Source organism: Kordiimonas marina, assembly GCF_023006325.1.
Classification (GTDB): Bacteria; Pseudomonadota; Alphaproteobacteria; order Sphingomonadales; family Kordiimonadaceae; genus Kordiimonas; species Kordiimonas marina.
The window spans coordinates 213,798-236,580 of the sequence record NZ_JAINDF010000001.1 but is presented as its reverse complement, the minus strand read 5'-3'; the positions used below and the strand labels follow the sequence as shown (position 1 = coordinate 236,580).

25 protein-coding genes are annotated in these 22,783 nt (G+C 60.3%); 11 read left to right on the top strand and 14 right to left on the bottom strand.

What is annotated here, in order from left to right:
* Positions 1-487 precede the first annotated feature (487 nt).
* Positions 488-1,207 (bottom strand): TorF family putative porin, encoded by a 720-nt coding sequence (locus tag K6118_RS01165; RefSeq protein ID WP_247118292.1) that lies wholly within the window; start codon positions 1,205-1,207, stop codon positions 488-490.
* Positions 1,208-1,507: 300 nt separating this feature from the next.
* Between K6118_RS01165 and uvrB the strand changes: the two genes are divergently transcribed.
* Positions 1,508-3,652 carry an excinuclease ABC subunit UvrB gene (gene uvrB, locus K6118_RS01160; protein ID WP_247118291.1) on the top strand — a complete coding sequence of 715 codons (2,145 nt, stop codon included), beginning with the start codon at positions 1,508-1,510 and terminating at the stop codon, positions 3,650-3,652.
* Positions 3,653-3,668: 16 nt separating this feature from the next.
* Here the strand turns inward: uvrB and K6118_RS01155 are convergent, their stop codons facing one another.
* On the bottom strand, positions 3,669-4,580 hold the full coding sequence (locus K6118_RS01155; RefSeq protein ID WP_247118290.1) for a glycosyltransferase family protein: 912 nt from the start codon (positions 4,578-4,580) through the stop codon (positions 3,669-3,671).
* A 124-nt stretch (positions 4,581-4,704) separates the two neighbouring features.
* Here K6118_RS01155 and K6118_RS01150 point away from each other — a divergent pair, with 124 nt between their 5' ends.
* Positions 4,705-5,016 (top strand): cupin domain-containing protein, encoded by a 312-nt coding sequence (locus K6118_RS01150; RefSeq protein WP_247118289.1) that lies wholly within the window; start codon positions 4,705-4,707, stop codon positions 5,014-5,016.
* Positions 5,017-5,068: 52 nt separating this feature from the next.
* Here K6118_RS01150 and K6118_RS01145 read toward each other — a convergent pair whose 3' ends face one another.
* The 3 genes from K6118_RS01145 to K6118_RS01135 form a co-directional block, all read right to left on the bottom strand.
* Positions 5,069-5,875, bottom strand: coding sequence for a hypothetical protein (locus tag K6118_RS01145; protein ID WP_247118288.1), 807 nt, complete (start codon positions 5,873-5,875; stop codon positions 5,069-5,071).
* 91 nt (positions 5,876-5,966) lie between these two features.
* Positions 5,967-6,458, bottom strand: a complete 492-nt coding sequence (locus K6118_RS01140) for a GNAT family N-acetyltransferase (protein ID WP_247118287.1) — start codon at positions 6,456-6,458, stop codon at positions 5,967-5,969.
* 80 nt (positions 6,459-6,538) lie between these two features.
* Complete coding sequence (locus tag K6118_RS01135) at positions 6,539-6,817, bottom strand: PGPGW domain-containing protein (protein ID WP_247118286.1); 279 nt, start codon at positions 6,815-6,817, stop codon at positions 6,539-6,541.
* A gap of 158 nt (positions 6,818-6,975) precedes the next feature.
* Between K6118_RS01135 and K6118_RS01130 the strand changes: the two genes are divergently transcribed.
* On the top strand, positions 6,976-7,518 hold the full coding sequence (locus K6118_RS01130) for a pyridoxamine 5'-phosphate oxidase family protein (RefSeq protein WP_247118285.1): 543 nt from the start codon (positions 6,976-6,978) through the stop codon (positions 7,516-7,518).
* Positions 7,519-7,547: 29 nt separating this feature from the next.
* Entirely contained in the window at positions 7,548-8,087 is a 540-nt protein-coding gene (locus tag K6118_RS01125; RefSeq protein WP_247118284.1) for a putative signal transducing protein, read from the top strand.
* 15 nt (positions 8,088-8,102) lie between these two features.
* On the opposite strand, the gene K6118_RS01120 is transcribed toward K6118_RS01125, so the two are convergent.
* The 4 genes from K6118_RS01120 to K6118_RS01105 all read right to left on the bottom strand — a co-directional run bounded on the left by K6118_RS01120 (position 8,103) and on the right by K6118_RS01105 (position 11,610).
* Entirely contained in the window at positions 8,103-9,485 is a 1,383-nt protein-coding gene (locus K6118_RS01120; protein WP_247118283.1) for a glutamate--cysteine ligase, read from the bottom strand.
* Between the two features lie 118 nt (positions 9,486-9,603).
* A complete protein-coding gene (locus K6118_RS01115) occupies positions 9,604-10,158 on the bottom strand; it encodes a cysteine dioxygenase (RefSeq protein ID WP_247118282.1) in 555 nt (184 codons plus the stop codon).
* A 209-nt stretch (positions 10,159-10,367) separates the two neighbouring features.
* A complete protein-coding gene (locus K6118_RS01110) occupies positions 10,368-11,111 on the bottom strand; it encodes a 16S rRNA (uracil(1498)-N(3))-methyltransferase (RefSeq protein WP_247118281.1) in 744 nt (247 codons plus the stop codon).
* Positions 11,112-11,130: 19 nt separating this feature from the next.
* Positions 11,131-11,610, bottom strand: a complete 480-nt coding sequence (locus K6118_RS01105) for a GNAT family N-acetyltransferase (protein ID WP_247118280.1) — start codon at positions 11,608-11,610, stop codon at positions 11,131-11,133.
* Between the two features lie 166 nt (positions 11,611-11,776).
* On the opposite strand from K6118_RS01105, the gene K6118_RS01100 reads away from it, so the two are divergent.
* Genes K6118_RS01100 through ppa form a run of 3 tightly spaced genes read left to right on the top strand, consistent with a single transcriptional unit; the run spans position 11,777 to position 14,919 of the window.
* Positions 11,777-13,396 carry a tetratricopeptide repeat-containing sulfotransferase family protein gene (locus K6118_RS01100; RefSeq protein ID WP_247118279.1) on the top strand — a complete coding sequence of 540 codons (1,620 nt, stop codon included), beginning with the start codon at positions 11,777-11,779 and terminating at the stop codon, positions 13,394-13,396.
* A gap of 5 nt (positions 13,397-13,401) precedes the next feature.
* Positions 13,402-14,334, top strand: a complete 933-nt coding sequence (ubiA, locus tag K6118_RS01095; protein ID WP_247118278.1) for a 4-hydroxybenzoate octaprenyltransferase — start codon at positions 13,402-13,404, stop codon at positions 14,332-14,334.
* A 48-nt stretch (positions 14,335-14,382) separates the two neighbouring features.
* Entirely contained in the window at positions 14,383-14,919 is a 537-nt protein-coding gene (ppa, locus tag K6118_RS01090; RefSeq protein ID WP_247118277.1) for an inorganic diphosphatase, read from the top strand.
* A gap of 75 nt (positions 14,920-14,994) precedes the next feature.
* Here ppa and K6118_RS01085 read toward each other — a convergent pair whose 3' ends face one another.
* Both K6118_RS01085 and K6118_RS01080 read right to left on the bottom strand, forming a co-directional pair.
* Positions 14,995-15,720: a glutathione S-transferase family protein gene (locus K6118_RS01085; protein ID WP_247118276.1), complete on the bottom strand. Its 726-nt coding sequence runs from the start codon at positions 15,718-15,720 to the stop codon at positions 14,995-14,997.
* A 101-nt stretch (positions 15,721-15,821) separates the two neighbouring features.
* Entirely contained in the window at positions 15,822-16,091 is a 270-nt protein-coding gene (locus K6118_RS01080; RefSeq protein ID WP_247118275.1) for a hypothetical protein, read from the bottom strand.
* 279 nt (positions 16,092-16,370) lie between these two features.
* On the opposite strand from K6118_RS01080, the gene K6118_RS01075 reads away from it, so the two are divergent.
* Entirely contained in the window at positions 16,371-17,075 is a 705-nt protein-coding gene (locus K6118_RS01075) for a CoA transferase subunit A (RefSeq protein WP_247118274.1), read from the top strand.
* Positions 17,075-17,704 carry a CoA transferase subunit B gene (locus tag K6118_RS01070; RefSeq protein ID WP_247118273.1) on the top strand — a complete coding sequence of 210 codons (630 nt, stop codon included), beginning with the start codon at positions 17,075-17,077 and terminating at the stop codon, positions 17,702-17,704. The genes K6118_RS01075 and K6118_RS01070 overlap by 1 nt, the downstream gene beginning before the upstream one ends.
* Before the next feature lie 53 nt (positions 17,705-17,757).
* Here K6118_RS01070 and K6118_RS01065 read toward each other — a convergent pair whose 3' ends face one another.
* Positions 17,758-18,522, bottom strand: coding sequence for a transporter substrate-binding domain-containing protein (locus K6118_RS01065; RefSeq protein ID WP_247118272.1), 765 nt, complete (start codon positions 18,520-18,522; stop codon positions 17,758-17,760).
* 234 nt (positions 18,523-18,756) lie between these two features.
* Here K6118_RS01065 and K6118_RS01060 point away from each other — a divergent pair, with 234 nt between their 5' ends.
* Positions 18,757-19,332 carry a PAS domain-containing protein gene (locus K6118_RS01060; protein ID WP_247118271.1) on the top strand — a complete coding sequence of 192 codons (576 nt, stop codon included), beginning with the start codon at positions 18,757-18,759 and terminating at the stop codon, positions 19,330-19,332.
* A 36-nt stretch (positions 19,333-19,368) separates the two neighbouring features.
* Here K6118_RS01060 and K6118_RS01055 read toward each other — a convergent pair whose 3' ends face one another.
* Entirely contained in the window at positions 19,369-19,896 is a 528-nt protein-coding gene (locus K6118_RS01055) for a PAS domain-containing protein (RefSeq protein ID WP_247118270.1), read from the bottom strand.
* A 192-nt stretch (positions 19,897-20,088) separates the two neighbouring features.
* Between K6118_RS01055 and K6118_RS01050 the strand changes: the two genes are divergently transcribed.
* On the top strand, positions 20,089-21,039 hold the full coding sequence (locus K6118_RS01050) for a hypothetical protein (protein ID WP_247118269.1): 951 nt from the start codon (positions 20,089-20,091) through the stop codon (positions 21,037-21,039).
* Here K6118_RS01050 and tldD read toward each other — a convergent pair.
* The gene (tldD, locus tag K6118_RS01045; RefSeq protein WP_247118268.1) at positions 21,036-22,469 is read right to left on the bottom strand and encodes a metalloprotease TldD; all 1,434 of its coding nucleotides are present in this window, start codon (positions 22,467-22,469) and stop codon (positions 21,036-21,038) included. The two genes, K6118_RS01050 and tldD, sit on opposite strands and share 4 nt — an antisense overlap.
* Positions 22,470-22,783: the final 314 nt, after the last annotated feature.

The window sequence follows — 22,783 nt, the reverse complement described above, 5'->3', positions numbered from 1 at the left end:
TTACCTGGGAAGGGTAAGTGTCCGTCGGTAGTCGTCCATTTTGCCGTTGGCTAGTCCGAAATTGACCAATACCGCAGGCTCTGAATGAACAAATAAATCGGTTCTTTCAAAGCTCCCTACCTGTGCCCGCTTTCCGGTTTTTAGGACCGGTCCCTGGGATGGCTTACCGGCAAGGTGAAGGTCGGCACCGTGCCGGCAAGCCAGGGAGGGATAGGTGAACCGTAAATGCCTGGGAAGGTTTTTTACCTGGGAAGGGTATACCTGGGAAGGATTATGGCATTTATGGTTCAGTATTTGTTTCTAACAGTCCTCCTTTTTCTCTCTATATTTACTTCATATTACTTAGTCTTTGTTTCATTAACATTATAAATACATGTTGTTTTAGAGAGTCAATTAAAAAATTTATTTCAGTTATTGCTTTCTTCTAAATACGCGTACCGGCGGCGATGTGTCTGAGAACCGCCGGTACGCGGTTGGTATTTGGTCCTTAGAAGCTGGCTGACAGCATCCCGACAACCGTGGCCTTGCCGATGCCGTCCGTGGTGGCGTCGTTAAGGTTGGTGTCTACGTAGGAGAGTGACAGCGTGTATTGTTTGTAGGCGTAGGCGACGCCCATGCTCCAGTCCCACTTCTTGTCGGCGAAGGCGCCGTTTTCGTAAGCGATATGGCCTGCAATCGAGAAGGGCGTGTCGGCGATCGGCGCGTCACCGTTCAGGTACAGATAGATATTGTCCTGGTTGCCGGTGTTGGCCTGGCTCCAGACATAGGCGGCACCAACCTTCCAGTTGACGATGCCTGCGGTGCCAGAAAAGCTGCCGTAGCCTTCAATATAATGCGTGTGCTTCGACCCCGGGTAGGTATAGGCAAGGACACCGATATCCGAGGTGATGCCGTTCCAGTCGTGTTTGTAGCCGCCGTAGATGTCCATTTCGAGTTCGGATCCGCCGTAAGGCTGGATCGACGAGCCCCAGGTGCCGACATAGAAGCCGCTTTTGGTCGAGACATCGAGACCGCCCTGCAGCGCCGGGTCGTGGTCACTGAGCGACAGGCCGCGGAAGCGGTATTCGGTTGCGAAAGCGACGTTGGCCGACAGGCTGACGGGGCCGTCGTCTTCAGCGCTGGCGGCCGGGGCGTAGAGGGCGCTCATGGCGACCGTGGCTGCAAGGGCAAATCTGACTCTTGACGTAAGGGAAGATTTGATGGGCATGGTTTCCTCCAAAAGAGAGCCTTTGTTTTGGCGTGTTTCTAAAAAGCACCTCATAAAAAGCAAGGGGTGTGCCAGCTGGAATGAATTTGTTAAGTACTTGAAATTAAAGAAAACATTTATTGAGCTGCCTAGCGGGCGCTCTATTATCAGATTAAAAAATATACAGTGATTAAATTATATGCACTTAATCCGCCGCTCCCGTGTGCATTCGTGACTTGAAAACAAAGGGTGAACGCGCCAGTGTGGCGAACGTGAACAAGGGCCTCCCCAGGCGGCCCCAATCCTGATCCGGAGAAGAGCATGATCCCCGACGGCGCAAATGTGCCCTTTGTCCCCCATCGGCCCGACCGGCCGGAGAAATCGGAAGGCGGTATTGCCTTCAAGGTGGAGTCGGAGTTCGAGCCGGCGGGCGACCAGCCGCAGGCAATCAAGGAGCTGGTCGAAGGCATCAAGCACAAGGAACGGGATCAGGTTCTCCTCGGTGTCACCGGCTCGGGCAAGACCTACACCATGGCCAAGGTGATTGAGGCGACCCAGCGCCCGGCGCTCATCCTCGCGCATAACAAGACGCTGGCAGCCCAGCTTTACGGTGAGTTCAAGGCCTTCTTCCCGGAGAACTCGGTCGAGTATTTCGTTTCCTACTATGACTATTACCAGCCGGAGGCCTACGTCCCGCGCACCGATACCTTTGTGGAGAAGGAAGCCACGATCAACGAGCAGATCGACCGGATGCGCCATTCGGCCACCCGCGCGCTGCTGGAGCGGGACGACGTCATCATCGTGGCGTCCGTGTCCTGCATCTACGGCATCGGCTCGGTCGAAACCTATACGGCGATGACGCTGACGCTGAAGCAGGGTGGCAGTATCGACAACCGCGAGCTTCTCAGGCGGCTGGTCGCCATGCAGTACACAAGGAACGACGCCGCCTTCCAGCGCGGCACCTTCCGGGTGCGCGGCGACACCATCGACATTTTCCCAAGCCACTATGAGGACCGGGCCTGGCGCCTGATGATGTTCGGTGACGAGATCGAGGAAATTGTCGAGTTCGACCCGCTCACCGGTGAGCGGATCAGCGCGATGGAAAGCGTGAAGGTCTATGCCAACAGCCACTATGTCACGCCGCGGCCGACGCTCGACCAGGCGGTCAAGGGCATCAAGCACGAGCTGAAGGAACGGCTGAAATATTATGAAAGCGTCGGCCGCATCCTTGAGGCCCAGCGGCTGGAGCAGCGCACACGCTTTGACCTTGAGATGATGGAGGCCACAGGCGCCTGCGCGGGCATCGAGAACTACAGCCGCTACCTGACCGGCCGCGCGCCGGGGGACCCACCGCCGACCCTGTTTGAGTATCTGCCGGATAACGCCCTGCTTTTCGTCGATGAAAGCCACGTCAGCGTCAGCCAGATCGGCGGCATGAGTCGGGGCGACGCCGCGCGCAAAAGCACGCTGGCAGACTATGGCTTCCGCCTGCCGAGCTGCATGGACAACCGCCCCTTAAAGTTCGAGGAATGGAACGCCATGCGGCCGCAGACCGTCTATGTCTCGGCCACCCCGGGCAACTGGGAGCTGGAGCAAACCGGCGGTGTCTTCACCGAGCAGGTGATCCGCCCGACCGGCCTTATCGACCCGGAGATCGACATCCGCCCGGTCGACACCCAGGTGGACGACCTGATGCACGAAGCCCGCCGCGTGGCCGAAAAGGGCATGCGCGTGCTGGTGACCACGCTGACCAAGCGCATGGCCGAAGACCTCACCGAATATCTGCACGAAAACGGCATCAAGGTCCGCTACATGCACTCGGACATCGACACGCTGGAACGGATCGAGATCATCCGCGACCTGCGGCTTGGCGCCTTCGATGTGCTCGTGGGCATCAACCTCCTGCGCGAAGGTCTCGACATTCCGGAATGCGGGCTCGTCGCCATATTGGACGCCGATAAGGAAGGCTTCCTGCGCTCGGAACGCTCGCTCATCCAGACCATCGGCCGTGCCGCGCGGAATGTGGAAGGCCGGGTTATCCTGTATGCCGACAAGATCACCGGCTCGATGAAAGTGGCGATGGATGAGACCAGCCGCCGCCGCGAGAAGCAGATGGCTTATAATGTCGAGCACGGCATCACGCCCGAAAGCATCAAGAAGCATATCGGCGATATCATCCAGCACGCGACCTCGGGTGACTATGTCACCATCGAGATGGGCACCGAGGCCAAGCACCTTGTCGGCTCGAACCTCAAGACGCACCTCGAAAGCCTGGACAAAAAGATGCGCGAAGCCGCCGAAAACCTGGAATTCGAGGAAGCCGCGCGCATCCGTGATGAAATCCGCCATCTTGAAGCAGGCGAGCTCGGCATTCCGGATTCCCGGGTCAAGCCCAAGGGGCGGGCGACCGGTGGCCGCCCCGGCACGCGGACGACCAAATCCAAAAGCCGCCCGAAAATGGGCTGAGGATGATCAGGCGCCCTTAGGCCGTCTGCATGGCTTTCAGGGTGTTGAACGCTTCCTCTGCGGCTTTGGAATCGAGACCGTTGTCCTGGGCCAGCAGCAAAAAGGCATCGGCGAAGGTCAGTGTGCTGAAGCGGCTTGGCTCCCTGGGGGCATCATAGGGGTAGACGATCCAATCCCGGGTTTCCTGGTCTTGGGCCAGAAGCGCGGTTGCCGGCAGGTAAAACCGGGGGGCCGTCGTCATATTGATGAAATTCCCGACATAGGCGGCGTTGGAAGCGCGGCCATGCAGCAGCTTCACCGGGCCACTGAAAAGCGCGGGTTTCGAGAAGCGGAAATTATAGGCGTAATCCAGAAGCAGCAGGTCGATGTTCAGGTCCCACACCAGCTTGCGGAAGACTGACTGGTCACCGAAATTCTGGTCCTCACTGTCCGGGCACTGGTCGATATAAAGCTGTTTCCATACCTCGAAAAAATCGTCCGGCAGCTTGTCGAAGTTAAGGCCCAGGACGCCGGTGTTCATCGGCGGCAGCGGGTTCGCGGTGGCGAAGCTGTCACGGCCGCGATCCCGTGGCGGAACCGGCACGGCCAGCATGGTCTTCTTTTCCAGCATGGTGAAGCATTCCGCCACATCGCAGACGCAGAGGATATCGACATCCATGAACAGGGTCTGGACGAAGGGGGAGGCCTGAAGGCCGCATACTTTGTTGTAGAAGCCCCAGAATTTCTCCGGGATGTCGGGGGTCTCCGGCTTCAGAATAATGACCTGGTCGAACAGGGCGTCGGCCTCGGGGCTGGTTGCGTCCGCCACAAGGGCGATCGGCGTGTCGGGCATCATGGCCTTGGCGGATTTGGCCGATTGGATGGCCTCTTCAAGATACTGATGGCCGAACGCCACCTGGAGGATACCTGTGCCGGAGCGTGTGTTCATGGTGCTTCTTATTTCGGTTATGACTGCAGATGATGTCGCGCACGCTAGCGCCCCCTGCTATGCATGGCAAGTCCCCGTGACCGAAGGATGGTACGCGGCGAAAATTATAGGAAGGACGATAGCGATGAAATTCACCGATCCGGCCGCCTTTACGGCGTCCCGCGCCTGGGATGCGCTCGATATAGCAGAGATCGAAGGCGCCAGCGTGCGTCTGCATTGGACCGACGAACCCTATAAATGGCACGTCAATGACGGCGCGGAAGTGTTCGTGGTGCTGAGTGGGGTCGTGGACATGCATTACCGTGCGGACGGGCACGAGCATGTCAGGCGGCTTGAGGCGGGCGACATCTGCCTGGCTGAGCCCGGGGATGAACATGTCGCCCACCCCAATGGCCCCGCACGGGTGCTGGTGGTCGAAAAGAAAGGCAGCGTCTAGCGCCCGGCCCATGGCCGGTGCGGCACGACCGTATTTGGGGCGCAAGACGCCGTTATTTGATCGGCAGGGGTTCCCGCAATTCCGGGAACCTGGCTGTCGCTTCCTTGAAATAACCCAGCTCGTCATGGATTCTGCGGATATAGCCGACAAGGTCGCCATGCGAGATGGTGATGTAATCCTTGTCGCCTGACCGGGCGACAACCCGCAGGTCTATATCGCCGCCATTTTCAAGGGCTTCGATGATCTTGCTGTAGGGCAGGTCGATCCACACGGTTTCCTCAAAGTCACACTGGACCTTGTCGCAGCCGCTGTCTGACTGGCGGGTATTATTGATGGCTGCCGGTTCGCCGCCATAGAAGCTCGCCCGGTTATAAATGCGCCAGCTGCCTGGGGTGATCTGGGGCGGCGGGTCGTCCGGCGTGCGGTTATAGTCGAAATTATTATAATCGACCGTATAGATGACTTCGAAGCTCGCGCCGTCAGGGCCGAAGGAAGCAGCAAGGTACCAGGATGAATCCGTCATGGAAAACAGCTCGCTGATGCTGCGACCATAAACCCGGATGTCCCGCTCATAGGGCGACCGCCGGATGTCAGTATATTTATAGGCTTTGATCACCTGCGCCAGGCGTTTGCGTTCGGCGCGCTCTTCTTTTCGGCGCTGCTTCTCAGCTTCCCTGAGCGCTTTCTTGAAAGCGACTTGCTGGCCGCCATCGAGCAAGGTGGTGTCAATGGCACGCAACTCCTCAAGCGACATGGCCTGATATTTGGGCAGGACTTCCTGCATGTGGCTCCGCTCAATATCCGTGAGCGGAGGCGCGCAGGCGCAAAGAAGCAAAAATGCGAGTAGATGCCGTTTCATACTGTCCCCCCTCATAGCTCCATAAGGAACATAAGAAGAACATTCGGATTAGGCAACTATAAATATATAGAGTTCCCTGATTTGGTGCGTGTCACACCCCCACGACGGTGCTGCGCCGTTCCATGAAGGCGATGTTGCGCCAGCGGCCATCAAGGCAGCCGAGCCGCTCCCGGATGCCGACAAGGCGGTAGCCGCAGGCTTCATGGAGGCCGATGGAAGCTGTGTTTTCCGCGAAAATACCGGCCTGCTGGGTCCAGATGCCCAGTTCCTCGCTCAGGCCATTAAGCGCGGTCAGAAGGGCCTTGCCGACCCCGCGGCCGCGGGCAGATGCGGCGATATAGACGCTGACCTCGGCCACGCCCCGGTAGGCACAGCGGTCGGAGACCGGCCACAACAGCGCCCAGCCGATGACGTCACCGTCTTCTTCCGCAACAAGCTGGCTGCCGGGCACGCTTTTGCCCTCCCAGGTTTGCTGGGGCTTGGGCTCGGTCTCGAAGGTGGCGATGCCGGTTTCGATGCCTTCGGCATAAATGCGCCGGACGGCGGGCCAGTCATCTGTGCGGTAAGGGCGGAGGGTCACCATCGCCTGTCTCTCCATGAGGTCTGTCTCGGGCGAGAGTGCCGTCCCCGCCATCGTTCGGCAAGCGGAAAGCTAGTAAGGGCTTAACGAGGGCGTGTGTCCGTCCGTGTCAGGATACGCTTCAAAAAGCCGGGCAGGTGCGGCGTGACCTGCCGGATCTTGTGGTTGGCGTGCGGGAAGCGCTTGCGGGTGCGTTTGATCCACCGGAGGATAAGCGGGTTGAAGGCGATGACGCCCAACCCCGCCGCAATCAGCAACAGGCCGGTCGGGATGGGGAGCGGCAGGGTGATAGCGCCCAGCACCAGCATCAGGGCACCCACCGGCAGCGCCAGCCATCTCAGGATATGTCGATAGCGTCTCATACGCCGTCACTCCGCTTCCCGGCTGGCCTGACGTTCAGGCATCCCCGGCGGCGTGTCATACCTTGATTGTGTCACATATTTATGAAGATGGCTTTATCGGTGGCATTTGGCCGACACGGAGCTAGTATCGGGCTTTCATGCGAAGAAAGGTGGCGGCCATGGCGGATTTTACGGACCATATCACGGAGAAACATGCAGCTTTCATCGAGGCGCAGCCGATGTTCTTCACGGCGACGGCGGCGTCTGACGGGCGCATCAACCTAAGCCCCAAGGGCATGGACTGTTTCCGGGTCCTCGGCCCCAACCTGTGCGGCTATCTGGATGTGACGGGCAGCGGCAACGAAACCTCGGCGCATCTCATCCGGGATGGGCGCATCACCGTGATGTTCAACAGCTTCAGCCGCAACCCGCTGATCCTGCGGCTTTATGGCCACGGGCGGGTGGTGCGGCCGGGCACGGAAGCGTATGATGAGATGAAGGGCACCTTTCCGGAGATACCGGGCGCACGGCAGATCATCCTTATCGAGGTCGACAGCGTGCAGACGAGCTGTGGCTATGCCGTGCCGGAGATGGAGTTGAAGGGTGAGCGGCAGACGCTCAAGAAATGGGCGGTCAGCAAAGGGCCGGAAGGGCTTCAGGCCTACAGGCTTGAGAAGAATGCCCGGTCGATCGACGGATTCGATACCGGCCTTGAGGGCTGAGAACCCCTGGCGCTGTTGGGAGTGAAGGTATGACTGAGAAGGCGGGCGGCACTGCGCTCATGGATGGCAACCGGCTGGTTGCGCTAAGGACCGGGCTTGAAGGTGCGGACGCTCAGCTGTTGCGCTCGCTCCTTGAAAGCAAGGGCCTGCAGGTGTTCCTCGTCAATGAATCGGCGGTGTCCGGGATGACGGGCCACGCGGTGTCGGTCGACCTTTATGTCCGCGCGGTGGATAAGCCTAAGGCGGACGCCATTCTCGGCAATGTCGTGACCTTGCCGCGTGCCATGCAGCCGCACCGCTTCGATGAGGACGGTGAGGAGCTGAGCTGTCACCACTGCGGCTCCACCCGCGTGCATCCCTATGAAGGGAAGGTGCCGACCCTGATCCCGGGCCTCAAGCTTCAGTCCGGCAAGAATGAGCGCTGGTACCACTGCCTGCAGTGCGACAGCTATTATGAGGAAGGCCGCAAACGCTTCAGCGGCTGGCCCATCGCCGTTATGTGGGCGGCGGTGCTGGGGCTTGCGAGCCTCGGCCTCATGTGGGTTATCAACTTCCTGCGCTTTCTGTAAGCGCAGGCGGGGTCCTCAGTAGCTGAGGGCGTCGAACACGCGGTCGGCGTCGCCGTCCCACTCGCCATTATAGCTGGCGAGAATCTGGTCCGCGGGCGTCATGCCGGTGTTCACGCTTTCCCACAGGCTCGAGAGGAAGCCCTGCTCGGTCTCGCCCGAAGTGGAGAGCTTGCCGCGTTTCTTGAGGCCTGCGTCCGCGATGGTCAGCACTTCCCGTGCGAGCCCCATGAAGTCACCATGGCCGTCGACCTTGGTCTCCAGCCCCAGCTTGGGCGCATTGTCCCGCATGGCTGCCATGTCCTCAATCGACCAGCCTTTGATCAGGTCGAGCGCGGCGGCTTGGGCGTCGGCGTCATAAAGAAGCCCGGTCCAGAAGGCGGGCAGGGCGCAGAGGCGCGACCAGGGGCCGCCATCGGCGCCGCGCATTTCAAGATACGTCTTGAGGCGGACTTCCGGGAACAGCGTGGTCATATGGTCCTTCCAGTCCTCCATGGTTGGCAATTCGCCGGGGGCCGCGGGCAGTTCGCCCTTCATGAAGGCGCGGAAGGACTGGCCGGAGGCATCGATATAACGGCCACCCCGGCGGATGAAATACATCGGGACATCGAGAACATGGTCGACCCAGCGCTCAAACCCCATGCCGCTTTCGAAGACGAAGGGCAGCATGCCACAGCGGTCCGGGTCCGTGTCGGTCCAGACATGGCTGCGATAGCTTTTCATGCCGTTGGGCTTGCCCTCTTTAAGCGGGCTGTTGGCGAAAAGCGCGGTCGCAAGCGGCTGCAGCGCGAGGCCGAGGCGGAATTTTTCCACCATGTCGGCTTCGGACGCGAAATCCAGGTTCACCTGCACGGTACAGGTGCGCAGCATCATGTCGAGGCCGAGGTTGCCCTTCTTCGGCATATAGGCGCGCATGATACCGTAGCGGCCCTTGGGCATGACCGGGATTTGCTCCCGCGTGCACGTCGGGTGGAAGCCGAGGCCGAGGAAGCCGATGTTCAGCTGTTCGCCGATTTCCTTGGCGATGCGCAGGTGCGAGGACGTTTCGTCACACGTCTGGTGGATCGTCTCCAAGGGGGCGCCTGAAAGCTCGAACTGCCCGCCGGGTTCCAGCGTGATTGAGGCGCCGTCTTTCACGCAGGCGATCAGGTTGCCGTCTTCCTCGATCGGCAGCCAGCCGCGCGAGACGAAGGCCGTCAGGACATCACGGATGCCGGGGCGGCCATTTTCGCCGGTGTAGCTCAGGGGCGCATGGTCACCGCGGTGGAATACGAACTTTTCATGTTCGGACCCAATACGCCAGGTGCTCCGGTCAGGCCGGACGCCGGTTTCGAGGAATTCGACAAGCTGGGCTTTCGATTCGATGACGCGAGCGTCGCTATCAGCGCTTGGGCTGGACATATGGCAGGTGTCCCTTGAACCTTATTGATCAGTGAAAGTAGGTCCTAGATAGGGACTAAGCAAGAAAAGTAAATATGCTATCACGCGGGCGTGACGCCAGAATTTCTGTTCTCAGACATTAGTGCTGGTAAGGAACGTTGATCGCCAGCGGGTCTCGGGACAGGTCCATGCCGTAAATATGAAGGGTTATGGCTTCCTTCTCCGTCGGGTTGAAAAGCCGGTGGATGCCTTCTGGGTTCGCGCCCACCGTGGCGACAGCCCCGGCCCCCGCCCGGATTAGGCCGGTCGAGCTCAGGAACGCCATCGAACATTCGCAGGCGTCTTCGCGGCAGCAATAGGTTTCGCAGCCGATCTCGCCCTCCAGCACGCCGACACAGCCCCAGGCGTTATGCCCATGAACGGGTGTATTGGCGCCGGGCATCCAGCGAACGGCGAGCACGGAGAAATGCCCGTGCGGATGGATATGCAGCATCTTGCGGGCATAGCCGCCATCGTTCACCGGGGTGTCGGAAAAGTCCGGGATGCCGACATGGGGCAGCGCCAGGCGCATGAGGCTCGCGACCGCGGCCCTGTGGTCCGTTTCATTCACCGCGCAGGTCAGGGCCTCGGCTTCGTTAATCAGCCGGGTCAGGTCGCCGCAGGTGTGCAGGGAAACGGTACTGTCTTTGGGCATGGCATCAGGTCCACTAGTTCGGTGAAGTCACGATATGTGGGATATGATACCAATGTTTCTGTGATAATTGTTTTCGAAGTTCGAATGAAATGCGGTTTAGTGTAAAATATATTTTCTGCTAAACCAAAGGATATAGCATAAAATCATTCCTGCCGCCCATGGGCTGGAAGCTCATGCTGGCGACAGGCGGAATCGTAAAATGATGGGGCTTACCAGTCGCCGAGGGCGGATTGCCACAGGGCGATGGCGGCCATGGCCGCAGTGTCGGCGCGGAGGACACGAGGGCCGAGCGAGACGACGGTGACATTCTCCTGCGCGCGGATCATTTTGCGCTCGGTATCGTCAAACCCGCCTTCGGGGCCGATCAGGATCGCCCATTTGCCGGGGTCCGCCTTGTCGGCGGCGGCCGCAAGCGCGGTGTGGGCCGATTGGCCGGAAAGGTCCTCATCACAGAACATGATACGGCGGTCTGCGGGCCAGTCTGCCAGCAGTTTATCGAGCTTCACCGGTTCGGCGATGGTGGGCACGTTCAGGCGTTCGCACTGCTCGGCGGCCTCGATGGCATTGGCCCCCAGCCGGTCGGTCTTGACCCGGTCGACAATCGTGCGGCGGGTGTAGACGGGGGCGAGGTGGCTGACCCCCAGCTCCGTCGCCTTCTGGGCGATGAAATCGAGGCGCGCCTTCTTGATGGGCGCGAACACCAGCCACAGGTCGGGCTCGGCGCGTTGCTCCTTGATCTTGCGGTCAATGCGCAGGGTGACGGCTTTTTTCTGAACCTCGGCGACCTCGGCGGCCCATTCACCGTCGCGCCCGTTAAAAAGGGCGACCGGGGTCCCCGCCTTCGCGCGCATGACATTGCCGAGATAATGGGACTGGTCGGGCGCGAGCGTTAAAATGCCGCCGCCGGGCAGGCTGTCTTCAACATAAAGCCGGATATGGATTTTATCGCTCATGGGTCTCGGGTCCGTGTGCCTACAGGAACTTGACCAAGTAGCGCACGGTTTTGCCGTTGGCAAGAAGCGTGCTGCCGGCCTCCTCGAACCCCAGCTTGGCGTGGAAGGCGTCCGAGCCCGGGTTGGGCGGGTCGCTGTTCACCTCACAGCCGACAAGCGTGTGGCCGCCCGCACGGGCCTGGGCGAACAGGTCCTCGTAAAGCGCGCGGGCCAGCCCCCGGCCGCGGGCCTCGGGTGCGGTGACGATGCGGTCGATATAGGCGAAGCGCGCGTAGCGGTCCTTGAACCACAGGAAATTGGGGCTGTCGTAAGCGCCGTTCTGGTCGAAGGCGATCAGGTAGGCATCGGCGGGCGCGACCCCTTTGGCATAAAAGGCTGCCGCCACCATCTGCCGGTATTTCTCCAGGCTGAGATAAGAGGTTTCCTTCTCATGCGCGTTATTGAGCGCGAGGATCGGCGCTTCGGCAAGGTCGGCAAGGGGGGTGAAGGTGAGGCTCATGATATACCGCTGACTCTATGAAAAATTGGCCGCTAGGGTGTTGTGCGGCGGCCTTGCTGTCAAGCCGAGTGTGGAGCGTCAAGAAACAGCCTCGGCGCAACTGCGTTCTTTATCTGGCGCGCGGCATCGGCTAGGTAGGGGGCACGGACAGGCGGAAAGGCATTTAATGGTTCAGACGCAGCAGCAGGAAATGGCCCTCAGGCAGGCGATCGGGCAGGGGTTTGACCTTCTGCGCCAGGGCAGGGCGGCGGATGCCGTCCGGCTGGCGGATAGCCTTGTAGCAAGCCACCGCGGCCATGCCCATGTGCTCTATTTCGCGGCGGAAGCCCGGGCGGCTTATGGCCGCACGGACGACGCCCTGCGCTTTCTCGAGGCCGCGATCAAGGCCGACCCCGGCCAGTTCCAGCTTATGTTCCGCAAAGCCCAGATTTTGCTGGCCATGCGCCGCCGGACGGACGCGCGCGCGGCGGCAACCGAAGCAGCGGCCCATGCGGGGCAGGATGCGCAGGCGTTGCAGGCGGTCGGCCAGCTTTTCAGCCAGAGCGACGACCCGGCGGGCGCACGGCCTTTTATCAAGCGTGCGCTCAAGGCCGCACCGGGCAACCCGGCGCTCATGTTCGATATGGCGACGGCGCAGTTTTTCCTCGGGGACCCCGTGGGGGCCGAGAAAAACCTCGATGAGGTGCTCAAGAAACAGCCGGGCAGCGGGCAGGCGCTTTATCTGCGCTCGATCCTCAAGCGGCAGACCAAGGCCGAGAACCATGTCGGGGACCTGGAACGCCGCCTGAAGGTCCTGCCGGACGGTGAGGAAAAAGCCAGCGCCTATTATGCCCTTGCCAAGGAATATGAGGATCTGGGTGACGTGGAAAAATCCTTCCCTGCGCTCAAGGCCGGGGCGGACATGAAGCGCGCGTCGATGCGCTATGATGTTGCCCCTGAATGCGCCGCCATGGAGGCGATCGCGAAGGCCTATACCAAGAAGGCCATGCAGGCGAAAACCGCAGGCTGCGCGGACGAAGGCGCCATCTTCATCGTCGGGATGCCGCGCACGGGCACCACGCTGGTGGAACGGATGCTCGGCCGTCACAGCCAGGTTACCTCGGCAGGTGAGCTGCCGGATTTCGCCCGCGTCCTGTCCCTTCGGGTGGAGGCTGAGCTTGCGGCGGACCCAAGCCGGGGCGCCAATATGGTCGAGGCTTCGCTCAAGACCGATTTTGCCGCGCTCGGGCAGGATTATATCGCCGGGGCGCGGGATGCCGTGCACGGTGCGCCGGTGTTTGTCGATAAAATGCCGGTCAATTTCCTTTATTGCGGGCTGATTAAGAAGGCGCTGCCGAACGCGCGCATCATCCATCTGGTGCGGGACCCGATGGACAGCTGCTATGCGGTCTATAAGACGCTGTTCCACCGGTCCTACAGCTTCTCCTACGACCTCGATGAGCTCGCGACCTATTATGCAGCCTACCAGCGGATGATGGCGCATTGGCACACGGTGATGCCCGGCGCCATTCTCGATGTGCATTATGAGGACGTGGTCCGCGATACCGAGGCTGAGGCGCACCGCATTCTCGACTGGTGCGGCCTTCAGTGGGAAGACGCGGTCCTCAAGCCGTCCGAGAATGACAAGGCCTCCACGACCGCGAGTGCGGCGCAGGTCAGGCAGGCGGTTTACACCAGCTCTGTCGGCAAATGGCGGCGCTACGCGGACGGGCTTGAGCCCCTGAAGGCGCGGCTGATGGCGGCTGGCGTCGTGGATGAAGACGGCAACCCGGTTAAGAAGGACTAAGCACAGTGGCTGATCCGAAACAGGTGGTGGTAACGGCGGACGCCGTTGAAGGCAGCTGGGTATACAGGCACGCGCCGACACACTGGCGGCCATACCTGAAGCTCGCGCGGCTGGACCGTCCGGTCGGGGCCTGGCTGCTGTTGTGGCCGTGCTGGTGGTCTGTCGCCTTGGCCTCAACGCTCGGTTTTTCGCTCTGGCATCTGTGGCTCATGGTGCTGTTCGGCATCGGCGCACTGACCATGCGCGGCGCGGGCTGTACCTATAACGATATCGTCGACCGGGATTTCGACGGCGCGGTCGAACGCACCAAAAGCCGGCCGATCCCGGCGGGCGAGGTGACGGTGAAGGGCGCCTGGGGCTTCCTCGTGTTCCAAAGCCTGATCGGGCTCGCTGTCCTCATCCAGTTCAATGTGCCTGCGATCCTGACCGGCATCGCTTCGCTGGCACTCGTCGCCATCTACCCGTTCATGAAGCGCGTGACCTACTGGCCGCAGCTGTTCCTGGGCCTCGCCTTCAACTGGGGTGCCTTGATGGGCTGGGTGGCCGTACGCGGCGAAATCGGCTGGCCCGCGGTGATTTTATATATCGGCGGCATCTTCTGGACGCTGGGCTACGACACGGTTTACGCCCACCAGGACAAGGAGGATGACGTGCTCATCGGCGTCAAGTCCACCGCGCTTGCGCTCGGGCGTCATACCCGGCTTGCGCTCGCCGTCTTCTATGGCCTGTTCTTTATCTCGCTGATCGCCGCAGGAATCCTTGCAAAGCTCGGCGGAATCTATTACATCGTCATCGCGTTTGCGGGGCTACACCTCGCCGTACAGGTGGTGCGGGTTGACATTGACAATTCAGCCGTCTGCTTAAAAATATTTCGTTCGAACATTTTGTTTGGCTGGATCGTGTTCCTGGCCCTGATTGCAGGACAGGTGTCACACTAGCCGGGTAAAAGGGTTCTCCCCACCCTTCGTGTAAAGGATAGTACCCCCATGGATATCACCAAGATTTCCGTCGGCCACAATGTGCCCTGGGACGTCAATGTCATCGTCGAGGTTCCGGCGGGCACCGAACCTGTGAAGTATGAGCTGGACAAGGATTCGGGCGCGCTGTTCGTCGACCGTATCATGCACACCAGCATGCGTTACCCGTGCAACTACGGCTTCATCCCGCACACGCTGGCGGATGATGGCGACCCGGTTGACGTTATCCTCGCCAACCACACGCCGATCATGCCGGGCGCGGTTGTCCGCTGCCGCCCGCTTGGCGTGCTGATCATGGAAGACGAAGCCGGCATGGACGAGAAGCTCCTCCTGGTCCCGGTCGACAAGCTGCACCCGTTCCACAAGGACGTGCAGAGCTATGAAGAGCTGCCGAAAATCTTCCTCGACCAGATCACTCACTTCTTCGAGCATTATAAAGACCTCGAAGCTGGCAAATGGGTGAAGGTCAAAGGCTGGGAAGGCCCGGAAAAGGCCGCTGCGCTCATCGAAGCCGGCATCGCCGCCGCCAAAGTTGCCAAAGACTGAGGCTTTTCGTCCTTCAAGAATGAAGAAGGCCCGGGCAGGTGACTGTCCGGGCCTTCTTGTTTTTGATGGCGGGTGCTATTCGGCGGCGCCGGCCATCATGGCAGCGGCATCTGGGTACCAGAGCGCCAAACCGCGCTCGATATAGGCGACCAGTCGTGGGCGTTTGGCTACCTCCGCAGTCGTCCAGCTTTTGATTGGGCTGGCATAATAGTTGGCGATATGGCCGAACAGGGAGGCATCGACATAGCAGGGTTGGTCCCCGCCGAAAAAGGCGCGATCGCCGATCAGCGTATCGGCCGCTTCAAGGTCGGCCTGGAAAAAGGCCAACCGCTCGGCGTCGCTGAAGCGGCTGAAGCCGGTGCCATCTAGATTTTGTCGCACGAGGCCGCGCGACATATCAGCCAGCCCCTCGGGCGCCTCTGAAAAATACAGCGGCTTGGTTTGTGCCCACCCGGCATCATCTACCCAGCGTGTCCACATCAGAGACAGATGGGTGCGGTGGTCGAGCATGCGGCAGAGCGCATGGCCCGTGGCCTTGCGGGTTTCATCCATGCCGTCATCGAGCGTTTTGCCGTACTTTTCCGCCAGGTAAAGGCGGATCAGTTCCGAATCCGGGATGAGCGTGTCGCCATCTTTCAATACCGGCAACTTGCCCTTCGGCAGTGCCTTGAAGTCCTCCGGCATGTCAGTCCGGTAGTCGAGCCCGCTCAGTTTCAACAGGATGTCTGCCTTGGCGCAGAAGGGGCTCAGGTTGAAAAAGCCCGGTGCGGTCGGAAAGGCATACAGGGTCAGGTTGGTCATGGTGTCCTCCTCGCTTGTGTGACGAAGAAGGACCTACCATAGCCATCCTGACAAAATTTGTCAGTATAAGGGGGAAGACTTAGCCGTATCAGGAGGAAGGCTTACCAGTCGGTGCCGCCGACTTCCGTCCGGCGCAGGACGCGGCGGTAAGGGGCAGGCGCGCGGCGGGTGACGGCATGCATGCTGCGGTCGAACAGGCCCGAACGGCCCCGGGCCCAGCGCACGCTGCGGGTGACAGACGGTGTCGTCGGGATCAGGAACATCAGCCCGATGACAAAAAGGATAAGCCCAAAGGGGATGGGGGTGAGCATACCCACAAGGCCGACAAGGCAAAATGCGCTGCCGATAAGCTGGCACAGGATGCGCAGCATGGCGTTTTCTCCGATCGCTGTCTTTATGTGTGACGCCGCCATGCGGCGCCATACGTTTTGTCTATTTATAGGATCAATATAATGTGGCTTAACAATGGCTTCAAGATGACCCATACAAGGAATTATGACCCACTGGGCAGGGAAATCTGCGGCTTGACAGGCTAACAATTTGTTGCATGTGAAACTAACAAGCGGTATGCCAAACCGGTTGCCGGTGTGGGGAAGCTGACTTGTGCAGCCGGACTGGTGGACGTCCAAATTTACAAGCGGGAGCTTGCGATGAACAAAGTTTACGAGAGCGCCGTAGAGGCGCTTGACGGTCTGCTGTTCGACGGCATGACCATGATGGCAGGCGGTTTCGGCCTGTGCGGTATTCCGGAAAATCTGATCGCTGCGGTCCATAAGGCGGGCACGCGCGACCTGACTTTCATCTCCAACAACTGCGGTGTCGATGATTTCGGCCTCGGCATCCTTCTGGGCGCCAAGCAGATCAAGAAGATGGTCAGCTCCTACGTTGGCGAGAACAAGGAGTTCGAACGCCAATATCTCGCCGGTGAGCTGGAGCTTGAGTTCAACCCGCAGGGCACGCTGGCCGAGCGCATCCGCGCGGGCGGCGCCGGTATTCCGGGCTTCTATACCAAGACCGGCGTCGGCACGCTGATCGCCGAAGGCAAGGAACACAAGGAGTTTGGCGGCGAAACCTACATCATGGAAACCGGCCTCAAGGCGGACGTTTCCCTCGTCAAGGCCTGGAAGGCCGACACCGAGGGCAACCTAGTGTTCCGGAAAACCGCGCGCAACTTCAACCCGATGATGGCGACGGCCGGCAAGGTGACGGTGGTCGAGGTCGAGGAACTGGTCGAACCGGGCCAGATCGACCCGGACCATATCCATACGCCGGGCATTTATGTGCAGCGCATCATCAAAGGCACGTTCGAGAAACGCATCGAGCAGCGCACCACCCGCAAAAGGGAGACTGCATAATGGCTTGGGATCGTGACCAGATGGCGGCACGCGCCGCCCGTGAACTGCAGGACGGCTTCTACGTCAACCTCGGCATCGGTATCCCGACCCTGGTGGCCAACCATATCCCGGACCATATGGATGTGACGCTCCAGTCCGAAAACGGCATGCTCGGCATGGGCCCGTTCCCGTATGAGGGTGAGGAAGACGCCGACCTTATCAACGCCGGCAAGCAGACGATCACTGAACTGCCGACCTCAAGCTATTTCTCATCCGCTGACAGTTTCGCCATGATCCGCGGCGGTCATATCGACCTCTCGATCCTCGGCGCCATGGAAGTGGCTGAAAACGGCGATCTGGCCAACTGGATGATCCCGGGCAAGATGGTCAAGGGCATGGGCGGCGCCATGGACCTGGTGGCGGGCGTCAAGCGCGTTGTCGTGATCATGGACCATACCAACAAGGCGGGCGAGGCGAAGCTTCTGAAGGCCTGCACGCTGCCGCTGACCGGCGCGGGCGTGGTCGACCGCATCATCACAAACCTCGGGGTGTTCGATATTGTCGAAGGGGGCCTCAAGGTGGTTGAGCTGGCGCCCGACGTCACGCTCGATGAGGTCAAGGCGAAGACCGAGGCGGCGCTGGTCGGGTAAACCGCCGGGCTGCTCTCAGATGATTTCGGGAACGGGGCCTTCGGGCCCCGTTTTCAGTTTGTCAGGCTGTGATACCTGTAGCCCAGGTCCTGCATGGCCTGATCCAGCCGGTTGATCGTCGCGGGCGTGACACCGTGGCTGCACACCAGATACAGGTTTGTGGGCGGCAGCGTGCCGAGATCCGGCAACATGACCAGTTTCGCCAGGTTAGGGTCGTGCTTGCGGGCGATCTGCCACTGGTCTTCGGGCACGATGGCATAATGCGCGCGGCCGGCGGCGACCATATGCATGAGCTGGAAATCGGTTTTGCCGTCCCGGTATATCCAGGGCGGGGATGAGCGGACGACGGTATCGATACCGCCGCCGTAGATGCCGCTGCCAAGCAGGGTGCCGATCAGTTTCGGGTCCCGGACGACAGACGCCATGGTGCCGTGCGCCTTGAGGGCCGGGGCTTTTTCCTGGGTGGTGACAACCACGTCGGCCGGGATCTTGTCGAACAGATAGGGCAGGAACGTCCAGTGTTTGGCGCGTTCAGCCGTATAGTAGCGGCCCGTGGTGCAGAAGCTGCGGCGGCCGTCATTCAGCATCCGGGCTTCTTCGTTGATCGTGGATTTGAGCCATTCGATCTTCAGCCCGGCTTTGGCGACGATGCGTTCGACCCCCTCGGCGTAAGGCCCGGTCGGTTTGTCCCCCTCGACCCGCAGTTTGGGCGGGTAATGATAATAGGTTACGGCCAAGGCTGTAGGCACGGCATCATCCGCGCCAGCCGCCAGCGATGCGGCAGCCAGAAGGCTCGATAAAATGAAAAACTTAACCACGGTTTGGTTCGTGACCCCTCTTAGTCTTAGAAGACCTTAAGCCTCGTCTATCTTGACCGTAGGATCAAGCACCAATATGGCACATCCTCCTTTGCCAAAATGGGACACATGCGATTTGTCCTATAAGACCCGGGAAAGACCGTGGATGCTTGTTAAAAAGGCAGAAATAGGCCAATCTTGTCTTTGTGCCATACGCTAGACCTTGTGGTGCGGGCACGGGGGGAAGAGGACGAGATGCCCACGAAGGGATATGAACCCGTCACCGAGTTTCCGGATTTCGCGGATCATCAGCAGATTCGGGACTTTTTCGATGCCTGGCACCGCTGGCGCGGCGAGGCGCTTGTGCCGAAACGCAGCCAGATCAAGCCAGGCGAAATTCCCCACCTGATGAGTGGCTGCATGCTTCTCGACATGTATGGGCTCGACCGCATCGTCTTTCGCTATGCAGGCAGCCTGCTTCAGGATTTCTACGGCGTGGACTTCACGGGAAAGAATTACTATGAACTGACGGCGCCCGCCGACCGGGATATGCGGGCCAGGAGGCTTCTGAACGTGGCGGAACAGCCGGCTGCCGCAGTCTGGACCACCCCCGCTATCGATACGGTTGATTTTGTCGGGGCGAGCGTGCCTGTCCTGCCGGATGACCTGGGCCAGCCTCTCATCGTGATGCAGGTGATGGTCCACCTGCGCGATCTGCACCATGTCCGCCCGTCGACCATTGCCCAGCGGCATGATACAGTGCATCTGTCCCAGAAGTTCCGCTATCTGGATATCGGGGCGGGGCTGCCGGACCAGAGCGTCGAGGCCTGACAGGAATAGGCGCCCCAGCCGGGCTTGTTCCCCGGCTTAAGGCTTTTCCCAGGAGGCGCAGCCGAACAGCCGGCTGACGGTCCCGTCCGGCCCCCGAAGCGGCAGGATGACGGTGTAGGAGCGTTTGATCAGCCCCAACTCGCCGAAAAAGTCCGTGACATAGAAGCAAGGCACGCCGGTTGCGTAAACCCGGCGGGCGAAGGTGAGGCTGTCGCGGGCGCTGGTGTCACGCTTCGCGGCGTCGCTCAGCCGCATTCCGGTGGCTTCCGCGCCGTAGCGGAGCGTATGTTCGGTGCCGAACAGGCGCCAGCGGAAGTCGGCGCCACCGTCCAGAACCTCGACGATATACATAAGCGGTAACAGCTCGCGCCCCAGCCAGGACGGCGTGACCGATGTCGCGTTCGGCGGCGTGCCGGGGAGGGCGGTCCACATGTCATGGAGCCTGACGGGCAGGGTGAAGGGCTCAAGCTGTCTTGCGGCCTGAAGCGAGACTTCCTCAGCCTGGCTTCTCAAGTTCAGGCCCCTGACGGTCTGGCCATCGGAAAAGGTGGTGAATCCAGTCAAGATCGTCGCTCGGCTCTACCTCATCTGTCACTCGATCCCACGGCAAGCGTACCACGGCGGCAAGCAAGCGGAAAGCGGGATCGCGCAGCACACTGGACAAGCGCGACCTTTGGTTGTCTATTTGGCCGTCAAGGCGCGTCATGCGGGTCCGGGCGGGCAACCGGGCAGGCGCGCATCGATTTAGGGGGGATTATGGAACATCGGAAAGACCTTATCACCGTATTCGGTGTCTGGGCAGGCGCATGGTTGCTGGTGCAGTTCGTACAGAGGCTTTTGTCCGTTGGCTGGCAAGCTTTTGCTTTACCGGATTTTACTTCGGAATGGGTGAGTTTAGGGTTGATGTCATTGGGGGCACTGACAGTCCTGTTGTTAGTGCTTTTTCTATGGCGCGGCTTCCGTTTCTGGATGGTGGCGGCTTTCTTGCTATTTGACCTTGGCATGAAGCTGGCTGGGATTTGGCTGAACCGAATCCAAGCCTCTGTCTATCGCGCTGAGGCGGCAGCAGCCGGGATGCATCATGCCAACGCTTATTATGTCACTCAGCCTTTCAGCGCGGCATTTATCTATGTCGCTTACATGGCGGGTGGCTATGCCTTGGCTCTCATGATCTACTGGCCTTTCCGTGAACCTGATGCTGCCGATGAGAGTGCTGAAGGCATAGTGAAGAAACAGAGCGGGTTCCAGACTTTCGTACAAAACTGGTTTTCTGTGCTGGCGGGGCTTGCTGCTGCGTCTGTTCTTGCTGAACGGCTTAGTGATGTCATCACAGTGGCCGCCCTTACTTCTGGTGTGCCTTGGCGGTTTCTCATGGCCGGATCAGCGTCTCATTGGGCCATTCCCGTGTTTGGAATAACTATTAGCATTGCAGCTGGCCTGTTGATGGGCTGTGGAAGTGGATATGTCTATGGGAAGTACTTCAAGGCTCCGCCGTTCGGGCAGGTCATCGGCTGTATGCTCATCCTGATGCTGATGTTAATGATCGGTCCTTTGCAATATCTGATCAGTAGCTATCTGATCACAGGTCATGGTCCGGGCATGAAGTGGATATGGATCATGGCGCTTGTTACCTTCGTCCCGCTCCTCATCCGGGCGCTGGCCTTCTGGCTCAGCGCCCGTCTCAGTGGCCGCCGCGTGGAAGCCTAACCCGCGGTGCCGCCGACGGTGAGGCCGTCGATCCTGAGGGTCGGTTGGCCGACACCGGCGGGGACGGTCTGGCCGCCTTTGCCGCACGAGCCGACGCCGTGGTCGATCTGAAGGTCGTTGCCGATCATCGACACGCGCTTCAGGACATCGGGGCCGTTGCCGATCAGCGTCGCGCCCTTCACCGGGTGCAGGATCTTGCCGCCCTTGACCCGGTAGGCCTCGGTGCAGCTGAAGACGAACTTGCCGGAGGTGATATCCACCTGCCCGCCGCCGAAATTGACGGCATAGAGCCCGTCCTCGACACTGGCGAGGATTTCGGCCGGGTCCTTGTCCCCCGCGAGCATGAAGGTGTTGGTCATGCGCGGCATCGGCGAATGGGCGAAGCTTTGCCTACGGCCGTTGCCGGTGGGTTTCATGCCCATCAGGCGCGCGTTCAGCCGGTCCTGCATATAGCCCTTGAGGATACCGTCTTCGATCAGCACGGTGCGTTCGGTCGGCGTGCCTTCGTCATCGATGGTCAGCGACCCGCGCCGGGCATCCATGGTGCCGTCATCGACCACCGTCACGCCGGGCGCAGCCACGCGCTCGCCCAGAAGGCCTGCGAAGGCCGAGGTTTTCTTGCGGTTGAAGTCGCCTTCCAGGCCGTGGCCGACCGCTTCATGCAGCAGCACGCCGGGCCAGCCCGGGCCGAGGACGACGGTCATCTCGCCCGCAGGCGCGTCCACGCTTTCCAGGTTCACGCTGGCCTGCCGGATCGCTTCATTGACCTGCGCCTGCCACTGGTCTTCGCCGAACAGGAAGTCATAGTCGCGCCGGCCGCCCGCGCCGTCGAAGCCGCTTTCCTGCCGGTCGCCTTCGCCGAGGACAACGGAGACATTGAGCCGGACGAGCGGGCGGATATCCCGCACCCGGTGGCCGTCGGCGCGGATGATCTCCACCGCCTGCCAGCTGCCGAGCAGGCTGGCGCTGACCTGTCTTACCCGCGGGTCGGCCGCGCGGGCGAAAGCGTCAATCTCACCAAGGAGCGAAACCTTGCGGTCGAAGTCGATGCCGAGGAGCGGGTTTTCGTCGGTATAGAGCTGCTTGTTGGTGCGCGCGGGCGCGAGACTCATGCTGCCGGAGCTGCCGGTTTTGACCGCGCGGACGGTATTTGCCGCCCGTTTGATGGCATCTTCGGAGAGTTCGTTCGAATGGGCATAGCCGGTGGAGTCCCCCAGCACGGCCCTGAGCCCGAATCCTTGACTGGAGTCAAAGCTGGCGGCCTTCAGGCGGCCATCGTCGAAGCTGAAGGATTCGGATTGGGTGCTTTCGAGGTAAAGCTCCCCATCCTCCATGCCCTCAAGAGCCTCTGAGACAAGGGTTTCCGTACGCTTTTCGTCCAGGTCCGAGTCTGTGAAAAAGAAATTCAGCGACGATGCCGCATCCGTCATGGCATACTCCTAAGGGTGACATTCTGCCCCTGTGCGTCAAAAGGCCGCAGGGGATGCGCAGTAGTTAGCCTAACCATGGTACTCTGTGTTGCCGTTGACAAGATATGATGCCGAAAAATAGAATTTTGTGGCAGAAAAATGGCAAGATGCGTGCTCACATACTTGAGCCTGAGCTATCCTCTGGTATAACTGGCGCGCATTATTATCGATCGGGGCTGGCGGACAACTGGCCAAAGATCGAAATGTCGGACATCGGTTGCGGGGGCAATTGAGGTTCGACTGCCCGGGTAGGGGTAGGAAAAAAGGAAAGCAGA

Coding starts and splice junctions, on each gene's coding strand:
- K6118_RS01165 (WP_247118292.1), bottom strand. CDS start 1,207: ATGCCCATCAAATCTTCCCTTACGTCAAGAGTCAGATTTGCCCTTGCA.
- uvrB (WP_247118291.1), top strand. CDS start 1,508: ATGATCCCCGACGGCGCAAATGTGCCCTTTGTCCCCCATCGGCCCGAC.
- K6118_RS01155 (WP_247118290.1), bottom strand. CDS start 4,580: ATGAACACACGCTCCGGCACAGGTATCCTCCAGGTGGCGTTCGGCCAT.
- K6118_RS01150 (WP_247118289.1), top strand. CDS start 4,705: ATGAAATTCACCGATCCGGCCGCCTTTACGGCGTCCCGCGCCTGGGAT.
- K6118_RS01145 (WP_247118288.1), bottom strand. CDS start 5,875: ATGAAACGGCATCTACTCGCATTTTTGCTTCTTTGCGCCTGCGCGCCT.
- K6118_RS01140 (WP_247118287.1), bottom strand. CDS start 6,458: ATGGTGACCCTCCGCCCTTACCGCACAGATGACTGGCCCGCCGTCCGG.
- K6118_RS01135 (WP_247118286.1), bottom strand. CDS start 6,817: ATGAGACGCTATCGACATATCCTGAGATGGCTGGCGCTGCCGGTGGGT.
- K6118_RS01130 (WP_247118285.1), top strand. CDS start 6,976: ATGGCGGATTTTACGGACCATATCACGGAGAAACATGCAGCTTTCATC.
- K6118_RS01125 (WP_247118284.1), top strand. CDS start 7,548: ATGACTGAGAAGGCGGGCGGCACTGCGCTCATGGATGGCAACCGGCTG.
- K6118_RS01120 (WP_247118283.1), bottom strand. CDS start 9,485: ATGTCCAGCCCAAGCGCTGATAGCGACGCTCGCGTCATCGAATCGAAA.
- K6118_RS01115 (WP_247118282.1), bottom strand. CDS start 10,158: ATGCCCAAAGACAGTACCGTTTCCCTGCACACCTGCGGCGACCTGACC.
- K6118_RS01110 (WP_247118281.1), bottom strand. CDS start 11,111: ATGAGCGATAAAATCCATATCCGGCTTTATGTTGAAGACAGCCTGCCC.
- K6118_RS01105 (WP_247118280.1), bottom strand. CDS start 11,610: ATGAGCCTCACCTTCACCCCCCTTGCCGACCTTGCCGAAGCGCCGATC.
- K6118_RS01100 (WP_247118279.1), top strand. CDS start 11,777: ATGGTTCAGACGCAGCAGCAGGAAATGGCCCTCAGGCAGGCGATCGGG.
- ppa (WP_247118277.1), top strand. CDS start 14,383: ATGGATATCACCAAGATTTCCGTCGGCCACAATGTGCCCTGGGACGTC.
- K6118_RS01085 (WP_247118276.1), bottom strand. CDS start 15,720: ATGACCAACCTGACCCTGTATGCCTTTCCGACCGCACCGGGCTTTTTC.
- K6118_RS01080 (WP_247118275.1), bottom strand. CDS start 16,091: ATGCTGCGCATCCTGTGCCAGCTTATCGGCAGCGCATTTTGCCTTGTC.
- K6118_RS01075 (WP_247118274.1), top strand. CDS start 16,371: ATGAACAAAGTTTACGAGAGCGCCGTAGAGGCGCTTGACGGTCTGCTG.
- K6118_RS01070 (WP_247118273.1), top strand. CDS start 17,075: ATGGCTTGGGATCGTGACCAGATGGCGGCACGCGCCGCCCGTGAACTG.
- K6118_RS01060 (WP_247118271.1), top strand. CDS start 18,757: ATGCCCACGAAGGGATATGAACCCGTCACCGAGTTTCCGGATTTCGCG.
- K6118_RS01050 (WP_247118269.1), top strand. CDS start 20,089: ATGGAACATCGGAAAGACCTTATCACCGTATTCGGTGTCTGGGCAGGC.
- tldD (WP_247118268.1), bottom strand. CDS start 22,469: ATGACGGATGCGGCATCGTCGCTGAATTTCTTTTTCACAGACTCGGAC.